The organism is Nitrospira sp. (genome assembly GCA_037045225.1).
Lineage (GTDB): Bacteria > Nitrospirota > Nitrospiria > Nitrospirales > Nitrospiraceae > Nitrospira_A.
Window position 1 is genome coordinate 1507151 of sequence record JBAOHZ010000009.1, and the last position, 13766, is coordinate 1520916.

Below are 13766 nucleotides of genomic sequence, written 5' to 3' on the forward strand. Positions count from 1 at the left end.
GAAAAGGATTCCTCAGCCTTGCAGCCCGAACAACTTGGCCAGATTGATCACGATCAGACTGACTGCGATCATGACCGTGATCGAAGCAGTGACTCGCCCCATGACGGTCGCCGGCAACCACGCCCCGAGGCGCACGCCCAGCACCATGCCGGTCAAGCTCCCCAAAAGCGCATAGGCCGTGAGCGGCCAGTTGACGGATCCGAACTGCAGATGCCCCACCACCCCGCCGATAGAAATCAGCGCGATGATGCTCAGAGACGTACCGACGGCCGATCGATTGGGAAATCCCAGGAATAAGATCAACGCCGGAACAACCATGAATCCGCCGCCCACCCCGAATAATCCGTTCATGATTCCCACCGCCAACCCGATCCCACCGACCTTCAGCCAGCAGGTGCGCGGGAACTGCGTCGCACACGTTTCTTCCCTGCCGGCCTCCGAGGACACCGACCCGCGCCGCATCATCACGATTCTGACCGACAATAATAAGAGTCCGAACAGCAGCAACAGGACTTCCTCGCGAACCACGCGATGCCCGAACGCGCCGCCCCACGAGCCGATCGCGCCGGTCCAGCTGAAGGCTGCCGCAGCCTTGGCCCTCACCAACCCCTGTCGACCATACTCCCACGCCCCGAACATCGACGAGGTGGCCACAATCATAAGCGACATCGCCGCGGCCTGCTGCACGGGGATCCCGACGAGATAGACCATCAGCGGAAAACCCAGAATCGCGCCGCCTGTCCCCGTCGCGCCAAGTTGCAAGCCGACAGGTATGCCTGCCAACACCGCACGCAACCCCTGGTCGATCATGTCACGCCCTTCGTGACCGTGGCCACGCGATGTCCCCTCTCGCTCCCGATTACGCCGGCCCTTCCAACTTAGCGATCCCCAGGGCTTTTAGAAGCACCTTCTCGTAGTAGGGCTCACTCACGCCTTTTTTCATCTTGCGCAAGAAATACTTCTCCAGCGCAATTTTGGCCAGATGCACCCACTTGCCCTTCTTCGCCCACGTCACATTGCGCGGTGCCATTTGCGGCAACGCGACAAAGGCCACGCCGGTGTCCCCCATGTCGGCGAGACAGATCGCATTCCATGTTGCGGTTTCGCGTTTCGGATCATTGTCGATGTCGGCCTTGATGTTGTGCACCGCCGCCGACACCATCGACTCGATCATGTAGCCGGTCTTGGGCGCACCGGTCGGAATCGGAGTCTGCTCCACCGGCGGAATGGCCACACAGACCCCGACCGAATAGATATTCTTATACTTGGGATTCGCTTGGTAGGCATCGATATTCACAAATCCTTTGGGGTTGCACAGCCCCGGGGTCCCCGCCACCGCATCGACACCGGCGAACGGCGGGATGATCATCGAGTACCGGAAAGGGACCTCCTGCCCTCCTTCCAGCAGGACTTTACCCGGCTGCACCTCTTTGATCGCGGTATTGGAGAGCGGCGTGATCGAATGCTCGGCAAACTCATCCTCCATTATGCGGCGGGATGCGCCCACCCCTGCGAGCCCCATATGACCGAGATAGGGTTCCGGCGTCACAAAATAGATCGGCACCTTTTTACGGAGTCGTTTTTTGCGGAGATCGGCATCCAGGATGAAGGCCATTTCATAGGCCGGGCCGAAACAGGAGGCGCCTTGGGCCGCCCCCACCACAATCGGGCCGGGATCTTTGAGAAAGGCTTGGTAGCTTCCCCAGGCCTGCTCGGCATGGTCGACACTGCACACGGATTGTGTGTATCCGCTCGGCCCCAGTCCGTGCACCGCGCCGAAGTTGAGTTTCGGTCCGGTGGCAATGATCAGGTAGTCATAGGGCACGTCACCCTTTGAAGTGATCACACGATTCTGTTCCGGCTCAATCCGCTCGGCCATGGCGTGAATGTAGTCGACCCCCTTTTTCTCCAGCACCGGGCCTAGCGCAAAGCTGATATCCTTTCGGGTTCGCCAGCCGACGGCCACCCACGGATTGGACGGGACGAAGTGGAAGGACTCTACATTCGAGATCACCGTCACCGTATGTTTCTTCGCCAGCAATTCCCGGGCTTCATAGGCTGCCGGTAACCCGCCGATGGACGCCCCGATAATGACCACCCTTGCCATGCTTCACCCCCCTGTCAAAGTCATGCGCCGCTCCATCCTCAGTTGTTAAGAGCCACGCAGGGATACATTGGATTCAGAAAAAGACGAACAACCGAGCGCATGGGCAAGTGGCACGCGACGACCATTCGATGGCCCCTCGCATCTCCCGAACATTCAATCCGGTCCTCAACGGAACATTCGGACAGAGCTCGGGACACCTAGGAGCATGTGTCGGGTTGACATCGTCCCTCAGCAGTCGTTACTCCTATAATGGACGTATTAGTCTCAGTCGGGAGGTGTCCCTATGCTCCGTCGAATCTTCGCCGGCAAAGGCCTGATTGTTGCCCTTGTCGTAGGATTTATAGCCGTTGAGTCCATCGTCGCGGCCTGCTTTCTCAGCCTAGTGCATTTCAAGACTTCCAATAACTGGGCCACCAAAAGCGAGCAAGTGCTGCTTGAATTGGAACGCATGCTGAGCACTGTAACCGGGGCTGAAACCAGCCAACGCGGGTACCTCATTACCGGATCCGATGACTACCTCACGCCCTATCGCGACGCGCTGACGACCCTGGAGAGCCAAGTCAGCCGGATCGGAGGCCTGACCAGGGACAATGCTGTCCAGCAGGATCGGGTCGCCTATCTTGCCACGCAAGTTGAGCAACGATCAGAAGAAATGGACCATGCCATCGTCACACGCCGCACACAAGGGCTTCCCTTTGCCAAATCCGTCGTGGCGGTCAATCAGCAGAACCGGACGATGGATACGATCCAGGATCTCACCGCTCAAATCAGGGAAGAGGAAACCAGGGTGCTGCAACGTCACCGGGCAAACTCCGACGCCTGGGCGTTTACAACCGGCTCGTTCGCAGCGGTGTTCTTCCTGCTCAATGCAGTGGTGTTCACGCTCTGCGGCGTCATGATCAAAATGGCTCTCACCAGCCAGGCCCAGGCTGAACGCCTCCTCCACTCGCTCCAGCGCCACTAGTCCGGAGTATTCATCCATACTCCTGGCTACACGGCTTCAGCAACTCGATACGGACGGCGGCGCAGCAGCGCGACAGGCTACAAGAGTGGCTGCGTCGCTGTCCACTGACACCCGTCACGTACAGCGTCCCCCGCTGGAGACCGGGCCGATGGCTCATGGCACGGGCAACGAGAGGACCATCGCTCCTCCTCGGCCAAAGCTGTGGTCCATACCCTAGACGCTCTTCGACGAGCAAGGAACGACACTTCACCAACGACGAGAATGACTCATGTGGTCATTCGGCTACGTGCGGGCAAGAACGACGGCCAGTAGGAGCACCAGCAGCGCAATCAGTAACGACATACGCGGCACGAGTACCGAATAGCGGAGCAGCATGCGGTCCCGCGCAGTCCTCTCGGCTTCAGGGGTTCCCAGACTTCGTCGCACCTGCGGCCCGACGACGAGATCGTGCAGCAGCGTCAACGTAAACAGGAGGGTCACTAATCCAATCTTGGCGACAAAAATCGTCGGCCAATGCGACGGTTCGGTCAGCGGAATCGATCGGCCCACGGCCAGCGTGAGCCCGGTGGCAACCAATATTCCCATCGCTCCCCACACGACAGCCCTGAACCGATAGGCGACCGTCCGGAAAAGCAGGGCATGCTGAGCGAAAGCGCCATCCCGCCTCAACACCGGCACCAACACGACGGACAAAAACACCATGCCTCCTACCCACACCACAGCGGCCAACAGATGAATCCACACCAGTGCAAACACAGGATTGTCCTTTCTCATGAATGAGTAACCTATGACCGAGGAGAGAACGAAGCGGCACGGCAGGGGGCGTCAGAGGTGGGCAGGACGGCGCAGATTCGGACACCAGTCTATTTCACCCAACACGGCCAACACCTGTGCCTCTGGATGGACCATCGCAGTCGATGGATGCCTACCGATCGGGGTGCACTGACGACACAGAAACTGACAGGGAGCCGAACACAACTCCACGCTGCAGTTCAGCTTGGCCCGGAGCGTACCGACCTGGCTCGCACAAAACGACGGCCTGTCTGCGACGGCGAGGCTCTGTCGATAACAATCCAATCGATTCCATAGCGCCACCAGACTGGACATGCGTTGTCCATTCACCGTGGCCCAGGATCCTGGAATCCGTACGGATTCTCCGATCACCTGTAACGCGACCTCAATGTACTCAGGCAACCTCGCAAAGGTGACGACCTGTGAGCGCCCGGATTCGCTCTGCTCGAGGCTGTGGATGAACGTATGTCGCCACGCCTCTTCACCCAGGGGGCAGGGCAAGGAACAGTCGACCGGAAGATACACCGCGATCTTCACCAAAGCCAGACCTCGTGAGTCCTGCGTCTAGGACCGCTGCCATACCGATCGGGTCGCTCGACGCCGACCGGCATGGCAGCGTGGCAGTCCTTTGCCTACAGCCGAATTCGCAATCCTGAAACAGGGTGTCGTGGCTATCCTCTCCATTCCCTCCTAGAACGAAATCCCGACATACGGCCCGACCTGGAAGTAGTCGTTGTTTGTGCCGGTCAGACGCGCCGTCAGGTGATACCGCGCATCGACGCCGACTTTAAACGCCTTCCAGACGGCGTATTCAAATCCTCCACCGAATTGCACACCAAGGTCGAGATACTGCGTCCGGTTCGACGGGGGACTGATCACATGGATGTCCAACCCGACCGGAATGATCCAGGGCCTGAACGCGCTGCCTTCCATAAACTTGATCTTCGGCGCCACGTCGATCGTCACCATGGTGAGCTGTACATCCCGGACATCTGTGACGAGGGTGTCGTTCAATGTCCGATTCACAATGCTCCCGGATGCATTATTCACGCGGGATGAATTGATGCTGTTAAATTGAACCCCGATTTCACCGATGACCCAGGTTTTGTCCATTCCGCCCCAGACATCCTTCGACATGACCAGATCCAACCCCGCACCGGCATACCATCCGGCATTACCTCCGTTGGCGCCCGCGATCCCGGTGGTATCCGTAAAAATCTGCCCGCCCCGGTCCTGGTTCAAATTCATGAACCCGCCCCTGAAGAACACCATGTTCCCGGTGCCTTCCTCAGCCGATGCCGGCTGCGCACAAGAAACACCGAGCACCGCGGCGATCGCAAGTGCCGCACAAACAACTCCACCGATCCCACGTCTCATCCGTTTCTGCATAATGCCCCCCTCCTTGGGCTGTGGTGACGGGAGAGCCATCATGGCTCTCCCGTTGGCTTGCTGCATAGCGCTCGCCGGCCCGAGGCATCAGCATGTTACGTAATCGTCCCATTCTGTCTCGACTATTTTTCCACCGACCCCGAGTAGGACACGGGGCTCGCGGCTCCTTCTTTCACGTCCTGCGCGCAACGGAAGCCCATCCAATTGATCTTCGTCTTCGGATCAGTCCCGTTCCGCATCGCTGCCCGCATCGTGGTGGTGCTGTCCATCCACCCACCGCCGCGAAACGCTTTCTGCGAGCCGGTCTCCGGCCCCTTCGGGTTTCGGCCCGGTGCCGTCTTGTAATAATCCTGGTCGTACCAATCGGAAACCCACTCGGCCACATTCCCGATTGTTTGATACAAACCGTACGGGCTCAGCGCATTCTCATACTTGTCGACGGAAATGATCGGCGGATAGAGCAGCAACCGCTCCGGACGATCCCGCACCGGCCCGGACAATCCGGTTCTGCCGAAATTGGCCCGGGTCGGACCCGCATATTCGCTGCCCCACGGAAACAATCTCCCGTCTACCCCACGCGCCGCCTTCTCCCACTCAGCCTCGGTCGGCAACCGCTTTCCCGCCCATTTGCAATACGCATCCGCGTCGTACCAGTTGACATGCATAATGGGATGGTGCGCCATCGTATCCTGGAAGTTTCCTCCGTCGTACCGCCAATCCAGCTGCGGCAGTCGATCCGTGGCCAGCACAAACTTGAGGTATTCAAGCGCGGTCACTTCATACTTACCGATCATGAACGCATCCAGGTACACCGAGCGCTGGGGAATCTCGCTCCGATAGGCCAGACGATCCGTCTTCTTATTGCTCCCCATGAGGAATTCGCCGGCCGGAATGAGGACCATTTCTTCTTTGGTCTTCCACTTTGCGACCCGCTCCTGTGCAATCTTCTTACCTTCCGCAGTCCACTCGATGACGATGTCCTGCGTATCCAACGCTCGTGCGGCTGGGGCCAGTGCAAAGAGCGCCGCCCCGATCACAAGCGCCTGTGCCAACCGTACCCGTTTCTTCAATATGCCGATTCGTTGTCGTCTCATCTCTGGCCTCCTTGTTGTCCTGCCGTCAAACCTCATCGATCCGCATTCCTCACACTGGCTGAATCGATGGACGAGAGCTGACGACCACTCTCACCCGATATTGCGCAGCGAAACCCCGTCAAATAACTCCAGTGGTCCAGCCCCCCGGAGTTACGTCCGGCGGAACGGGCCACCTCAGGATCTTCATTCCATGATCCTCCGCGAAACACTTTGTCTTGGCCCGACGCAGGCCCCTGGGGATTGCGGTTCTCCTGGCGTCGGTAATACTCCGGATCGAACCAATCGGAGACCCACTCACTCACATTGCCGGCCAGCTGATGCACCCCGTACGGGCTTACGCCATTGTCGTAGCGATCGACATTCGCCAGCGGCGGATATTTGGCCCCGCGCTTCGAACCTGGATGGGCGATGTTGCTCTTGATCCAACCTGCCGGCTCATTACCCCAGGGAAACATCCGCCCGTCTTCACCTCGCGCCGCCTTTTCCCATTCGGCTTCGGTCGGCAGACGAGCCCCGCGCCACCGGCAATAGGCATCGGCTTCCCGCCAGGACACGCCGATCACCGGATGTTTGGCCATCTTCTCCGGAAACGGCTGCGCACGCCAGTAATGCGGCCAGGCCGCGCCCGTCGCCAGCACGTACCGGAGGTAGTGCACGTTGCTGACCTCGTACCGGTCGATGTTGAAGGCATCCACATAGACCTGATGCTGAGGCAGTTCCTGCGGCCCCGCTGCCCGATCAAACTTCGGATCGCTTCCCATCAGGAACGGGCCGGCCGGCACCTCAGCCATCCCATTTGGCACCTCGATCAGCGCCAGCCACTCCACATCATCAAGCGGAGACCAGAGCGGCGGCGGCTTCGGCAATTCATGGTCGGCGTGGACTAGCCCCTGAGCCTGGAAGCCCATCAGGAGTACCACTGCCAGCACGATGTTGATTCCCACTGTTCTGGTCATGGCCGCTCGACTTTCAGCTATCAGCCGTCAACCCACGCGATCAGCTCCTGATCGCGTGGGTCGACCGCTTCCGTCCTCTTTCAATGCCCCTGCTTTTGGAGCAGCGGATCGATTTCCTTCTTCGCTTCCTCGGTCACGTTGTAGCGGGTATAGGCATGGTCCAGCACCTCGTTGGCATAGAGCCGCCCTGTCGGCGCCGGAACCCCGACTGTGGTCTCAACGGTCCCCTTCGGACCAATGGTGACAGTTTGCTCCGTCGCCGTCCTGACATAGGGATGCCAGACCACCAGCTTGTAGGTGCCCGGCGGTACATCGGTCATCGTGAACCGGCCCTGCTCGTCCGTCTTGGCAAAATACGGATTCGTGATAGCCACACCCCAGCTTTCCATATAGGCGTGGAAACCGCATTGCATGACGAAGATCCGGCGGCCTTTGCTGAGTTTCACCAGCTCTTTCATCGGCGGACCGGCCATGTGTTTGTGATACATCCCGGCTTCGGTACGATCCTTAAAATTGCGCGGATGTTGCGGATTCATGGGAAGCGGAACGTTGAACAACACGCGCGCACCTAAATTCGACGTTTCGTAGGCCTGAATGTCGTGCATGACCGGGTCCATGTTGACGACCGTCACCGACTGATCATCTCGCACCACGGTCGTAAACGGCAGGAACAGGCAATCCTTCGCCTCAATTTGAGGCACCTCTTTTTCAGCGAACGGCTTCCCTTTATCCACGCCCTCCAGGTACACCACGACTTCACGAAACTCGCCCCCCGGTCCGACGTTGAACGGTTGCAGAATGCGCCAGCCTTCCCCGTCGGAAATGCGCCCGCAATAGAAGGGGTCAGGTAGCGTCGTGAGGTTGTATCCTTTCGGTTTTGGAACGGTGCCCTCCAGCTTCACGACTCCCGTCAGTGTCCCCCCGTCCGGCACGGTGATTTCTTCATAGGCTGACGCAGGACTGCCCGCAAGGGACGACGCGAGAGCAACCGTCGCCAGTCCTAGCATCCACCCGAAATAGTTCTTTTTCATCGTCTGCTCTTTACTCTGAATGATGGTACCTAGTGTCACGTCCGGCCTCCTCTATGATTGGTCCAGGTATGATCAACAGACAGGCTCGATCATACCTGGAACCCATCACGTAATTCCTCTCGACACTCAAAACACAGATGGGGGAGCTGCGTGATACAGGCAGCTCCCCCATCCGGTGTTACGCCATGACTGACCCGCTTACTTCATGGCAGTCGGAATCGCCTGCGGCTCAGGCAGCACCTCGGCTTGACGTGCACCTGCGCCACTTGCGCTGAGAGGCTGAATCCGCGAATCGCCAGTCGGCAAGACGCGCAGATAGCCCCACTGTCCGGACTGCGTGTAGGGCAGCCGTGCATTCGACCACACGAAGTCACCCACTTGACGATACGGTCCGCCCGCACCGCCACGGATGAAGACATCGAGGATCTCAGACCCGGCATACTCCACCACGCTGATCATGTCGGCACCCGGCATGTACGGTTCGATCGGCCACTCGTGGCCTTCGACACTGAACATGCCGTTCTGCTCGCTGTTCGCCCCGATCACATGGATACGGAGCGCATCACCCGCATGCGCCTCGATCAGAGGCGTGACGGGATCTTCGGGCTTGTCTACCGCGCAAGGCTGGAAGATTTTGCCCAACGAGCACCCTTGTTCTTCGCGGAACTTGTACGGTTCGGCACGGTAGTTCACCGATGTCAAACCGGCCACGTTCTGCACATAGGGCATGAACGCGGTTCCAATGATGTTGTCCTCATCTTGGAAGAAGAGGGCCACGTCACGGTAATTCCGCTTGCCGACGTTTTCGGAAATGGTGGTGTCGACAATGACGTCGGCCCGCCATGCATTCTTCTGCGACACATCGGCACCGGTGACTGGATCACGATACTGCGATCCCTTCGGACCGATGACGATCGCGCCGTACAATCCGTTACGCGGATTGACGACGATGTTGCCACCGTCCCACACCAATGACGTCGTTTCCTTGTTCAAAGGATGCGCGTAATAGGTATAGGTGCGGCTTTCGCCCGGAGCCACAGTCTGCTCGCCGGCATTGTTGCCGACGTTCAAGCCCTGGCTGTCTTTCGGATCGAAGGCCAGACCCGGCGCAAAGAACGACGCCCGGCTCGCCTTCATCTTGTTCTTCAGATTCACCTTGATGCAATCGCCCAGATTGGCGCGCAGCGTGAGCGGATTCGGCATCACGTTGCCCGCAACGGTCGCGGCTTCTTCTTCCAGCGCGAAGATCTTGCCTTCCGGCATGGTCATTTCGATCTTCCGCTCGAAGTCCACCTCGATCGCATCCGGCGCCTTCGGATTGAGCTTCATCGGGCGATCCAACGCCACGACGTTGAAGCTCTTCACCGGAGAATCCGACGGACAGACGGAATTGGGAGTCGCTGGGATCCCGAGAGGATTGGTTCCTCTGGGCAACGGCTTCAAGTCCGCCACTTCCTTGTCGAGCACCCGGATGATGCCCCATCCACCTTCGGCGAAGTGTGACGTTCTGCCATTGAAGTGGATGTAGTCACCCGGCATCCCCTGGAATCCACCCGCCTTGGTGACGAGGTCATACCGCTCGGCGATCCCGACGTGAATCGAGTTCTTCCGATTGGCATCCGCTGCATACCGCTCCGTGAGGAAGGTATGTCCGGCGATCGTCCAGACGTGGGATTCGTTCATCAGCTGATGCAACAGGCGGAACACCATGGTGTCGCCCGTGTACGCCCGCAAGAGCGGGGTGCCCGGATCACCGTGGATCGCGCTGCTGAACAGCTTGGAGGTGTCCGGATTGTTGGACAGGCGTTGTGCAAACGGAGCCGCGCGGAAGTTGAAACCGCTACCGGTCGTGTGCGTACCGCCGTTGATGTACTTGTTCGGCGCATTCAGGATCTTGTCCGGCATCTGGAAGGACACCGTCTTTCCTGCTTCCAACGCCACTTCGATCGGCTGTCCGGGAGGATTGCCGGCTTCGATGACGTTGACAGTGTGCGGAACCGTGTCGTGGATGGAGACCATCAACTCACGGAAGCTGCCGCCCACACCTGCACCGATCGGCTCGTTGCTGTGAATATCCGCGATCGGACCGCTATACACCAACTTGCCGTTCTTCGGATCATGATAGGTGGATCCGAATGGCTCCACGATCGTCACGCCGAACCCGCCATGGGGCCAGGTCGTCGCACCGAACGCGTGGTCATGCCAGAACACGGTACCCATATCCACGTCCACCCACCACCGATAGCGCACAAACTCCGGCGACACGAGATCGCCAGCCGGGTGATGGTGCTTCAGTGGCTTGAAGAACGTGACCATATCGCCCTTGATGTCCTTCACACGAGCGACTTCCTGACAGCTCTTATCCCGCGGCAATGAGGCCGCCGGATCGTTGCCCTTCTCCAAGCAATCCATGCCCACCATCAACTCGGTGTTGACGTGGAACGCCGTGGCGCCGGGCGCCATCTGGATCTTCACGGAGGAAGCGCCGGCCTTCACCTCGCCGACAAGCTTCGCAACCATCGGAGCCGGCAATCCATGCTTGGTCTTCTTCCCCCACATGGTGAACGGCCGGACCGACATTTCATACTCCATCCCGGAGATCACACCGTCCGAGTTCCCGGTGTCGAACTGGAAGAAGTGAGGATGGATGTTGATTTTGGACGACTGGAAGTTCGTGTAATCGTCGTCGTCCCATTCACTGGTCAACAACAAGTCCACGCAGTCATACACGTTGGCGCGGATGACAGCGGGGAGTTTCAGATCGTCATTGGCTCTGGTCAAACGCTCTTCTTCGTGAAGCACGTAGATCAGACCATCTTTATCCACCATGGCCGGCTCTTTTCCCTGCTTCTTGGCCAGGGTGATCGGCATGCGGACAAAGTGAATGTTGTAATGCTTCCGATTGGCGTTGTCAGGGCACAGGCTCCAACGACCCTGTTCGCCCGGCATCGCCGGCTCGGAGGTCCGCTCACCGTTTGCATCCTGGTGAATCGGCTCCAACCATGGCGCACCACTGTGGTTCGCCGAGAACGGCACGCGCTTGCCGAAGTGCGGCTTGAACAACGGCCAGGCCATTTTCCCTGTCGTCGGATCGAACAGGATCGCCGGTCTGGTGCTGTCATCCCACTTCGCGGCCCATGCATACTTCGGATTGGGAGCGGTGCTTTCCCGCTCGCCACGGGCGATGTTGCCATCCCACTTCCAGTCCCACACCGTCGAATCGTAGGCCATGATCTGGCCCTTCTCATCATTGGTGTGGCCCGGTTGACCTTGGGCCGGGACGAACATCTCGACCCAATCCTTGATGTTCACGATCACAGGATCGGACTTCCAGTTCGTCTTCTGGCTCTTATCGACGATCTTGAAGGTCTTGCCGAACCAGTCGACGGTCGAACCGATCAACTTATCCGACGAGACACCCTGCTTCATACGGCCCTGACGATCCGGCAACTCGCGCATATCCGGCATCGTGTCAGTGTGGGCATTGCCCACCTGCAAGGTGTTGTAGAACCGGCCGTACCCCCACATACCCGCGACATAGTGATGCGCCACGTGGCAGTGATAGAGGAATTCACCGGCCAGATGCTGACAGCCACCGCCGCCGCATTCCGGTTCCAGGTCGAGCGCTTCGGACGGACCAACCACTTCCACGTCCACCCGATCGGACTTCGTTCGGACCACCGGATACTTCACCGGTCCGTCCTGTCCCTTATACCAATGCTCTTCCTGATCGGCACGCGGGCTGCGCTGCCAGCGGATCGTTCCGCTGTGCGGATGGTGGGAGTGGAACACTTCTGATCCACCGTGCACCAAACGCCACTTGACCGGATCACCGAGGTAGCCACGGGCCACCGTGGTGGGCGGGTCACCGAAGGTGTAGGCGCTGTAGGCCAGCGACTCATCTTCGAAGCCGAAATATTCATGTTGCAAATGCATCTGATCGATGCCGAACGGCTCGCTGCGATAGTTGATCGCACGGCCACCCGGACGATAGGCATCCGTCAATGGATCGCGCTGCGGCAAGAAGTCACCCTTCTTGTTCAGCGGACGGAACGCTTCATCGCCGATTTCGTGATAGAACAACACGAACTCGCGGAAGTCCGGTCCCGAGCCGTTGTCGACCATGACCTGCCATCCGCTGGTCGTATCGGGCGCGGCGCCCGTGCCGAGCGGATCGAGGTACTTGGAGCCCTTCGGCTCAACGATGAAGGCACCGAAGAGGCCCAACACCGTCAACTCGCGATCGTGGCTCCATGAGTGAAACTGCCGCACACCTTCCTGCATGTTCGGATGGATATACCATTCGAAATCCTGCGTCTTGCCCGGCGAGACAACCGTATCCGGATTCGTCGTCGTCGCAGGCTTCCCCGTGGCGCTCACGATCATGCTGGAGGCCTGGATGACCAAGCTGCCGTCCTCGCCCTCCAGTTGGTTACGCAGCGTCATCTTGACGCAATCGCCCTGGTTGGCACGAAGCACCAACGGCTGAATCGCATCGCCCTGGTTTCCAGTGGTCACCGCTCCAGGATCGAATCCGTCCTTTTCACGTGCCTCTTTGTTCTTGGTTTCCTCGGCGCGAACTTTGTCGATATCCCCGGTGTGGACGTACATATACCCAGGATAGAAGTCGAGCCACCGATTCAAACTGATCTCGATGTTGATCATCGAGACGTCGAATTTCTTGACCGGCGCATTGGCGGGACATTTCCCCCCTGACGTCATCACCGGTTCGCCCTTCGACGAATCGGACGCCAACAGGAAGCTGCTCCCGTCTTGCCCCATATATTGGTGCATCATCGACATTTCATTGAATGCACCGGAGGTCTGCTGCGCCTTGGCATCCGTCTGCGCCTGTTGTTCCAACTTCTCCATCAGGCGGTGGTGCTGCATCTCCATCTTCTCTGCATTACCCGCACGACCCTCCATGGCGTTTTCCACCACGGTCTGACCCTTCAGGGTCTGGGTCCAGCCCGGCATGGTAACCGGCGTCGCATGTCCCTCATGCGACTGATCACCCGGCCCGGCCGCAAACACCCACGGCGCCGCGAGCAAACTGCCCGTTAGCAGCGCCGCCTGCAGCTTACGCAACGCCCCAGGGCGTATGCGCTTGCGCTGTGACACATGCACTGAAGACCTCATATGTCGGCCTCCCTCCTTAATAAATTCCCGCGCCCTTCCGCGGGAGTGGTTAAAAAACGTGGTCGTGTGACCGGCCTCCGTCAGGCAGGACCCCGGCTACCCCCGGCCTCTCCTCGCTCCCTCCACGAAACGCTCCAAAAGGAAAAAGGGCTGGTGAAGGATGTCCTCAAAGTTTGAGGGAGCAGGTTATTCGGAGGCCGGTCCTAATCACCCGCACCTTCACCAGCACTGCGGCTACAACGCAATTGATATGCCCAGAAGGCAAAATCACTATCAACAGACTTTATTCTATAT

10 protein-coding genes are annotated in these 13766 nt (G+C 58.9%); 1 reads left to right on the plus strand and 9 read right to left on the minus strand.

Annotation, left to right across the window (positions count from 1 at the left end):
• Positions 1 to 12 precede the first annotated feature (12 nt).
• Both V9G17_07780 and V9G17_07785 read right to left on the minus strand, forming a co-directional pair.
• On the minus strand, positions 13 to 810 hold the full coding sequence (locus V9G17_07780; GenBank protein MEI2752490.1) for a sulfite exporter TauE/SafE family protein: 798 nt from the start codon (positions 808 to 810) through the stop codon (positions 13 to 15).
• Positions 811 to 859: 49 nt separating this feature from the next.
• The gene (locus tag V9G17_07785) at positions 860 to 2107 is read right to left on the minus strand and encodes an FAD/NAD(P)-binding oxidoreductase (GenBank protein MEI2752491.1); all 1248 of its coding nucleotides are present in this window, start codon (positions 2105 to 2107) and stop codon (positions 860 to 862) included.
• Between the two features lie 283 nt (positions 2108 to 2390).
• On the opposite strand from V9G17_07785, the gene V9G17_07790 reads away from it, so the two are divergent.
• Positions 2391 to 3071 (plus strand): CHASE3 domain-containing protein, encoded by a 681-nt coding sequence (locus V9G17_07790; protein ID MEI2752492.1) that lies wholly within the window; start codon positions 2391 to 2393, stop codon positions 3069 to 3071.
• A gap of 282 nt (positions 3072 to 3353) precedes the next feature.
• On the opposite strand, the gene V9G17_07795 is transcribed toward V9G17_07790, so the two are convergent.
• The 7 genes from V9G17_07795 to V9G17_07825 all read right to left on the minus strand — a co-directional run bounded on the left by V9G17_07795 (position 3354) and on the right by V9G17_07825 (position 13472).
• Entirely contained in the window at positions 3354 to 3827 is a 474-nt protein-coding gene (locus tag V9G17_07795; GenBank protein ID MEI2752493.1) for a CopD family protein, read from the minus strand.
• A 69-nt stretch (positions 3828 to 3896) separates the two neighbouring features.
• Positions 3897 to 4403: a hypothetical protein gene (locus V9G17_07800; GenBank protein ID MEI2752494.1), complete on the minus strand. Its 507-nt coding sequence runs from the start codon at positions 4401 to 4403 to the stop codon at positions 3897 to 3899.
• A gap of 150 nt (positions 4404 to 4553) precedes the next feature.
• Entirely contained in the window at positions 4554 to 5252 is a 699-nt protein-coding gene (locus V9G17_07805; protein ID MEI2752495.1) for a hypothetical protein, read from the minus strand.
• Between the two features lie 122 nt (positions 5253 to 5374).
• Entirely contained in the window at positions 5375 to 6346 is a 972-nt protein-coding gene (locus tag V9G17_07810; protein MEI2752496.1) for an SUMF1/EgtB/PvdO family nonheme iron enzyme, read from the minus strand.
• 32 nt (positions 6347 to 6378) lie between these two features.
• Positions 6379 to 7302, minus strand: coding sequence for a formylglycine-generating enzyme family protein (locus V9G17_07815; GenBank protein MEI2752497.1), 924 nt, complete (start codon positions 7300 to 7302; stop codon positions 6379 to 6381).
• A gap of 80 nt (positions 7303 to 7382) precedes the next feature.
• Positions 7383 to 8372, minus strand: a complete 990-nt coding sequence (locus V9G17_07820; protein MEI2752498.1) for a carboxypeptidase regulatory-like domain-containing protein — start codon at positions 8370 to 8372, stop codon at positions 7383 to 7385.
• A 159-nt stretch (positions 8373 to 8531) separates the two neighbouring features.
• Positions 8532 to 13472 (minus strand): hypothetical protein, encoded by a 4941-nt coding sequence (locus V9G17_07825; protein ID MEI2752499.1) that lies wholly within the window; start codon positions 13470 to 13472, stop codon positions 8532 to 8534.
• Between the last annotated feature and the right edge of the window lie 294 nt (positions 13473 to 13766).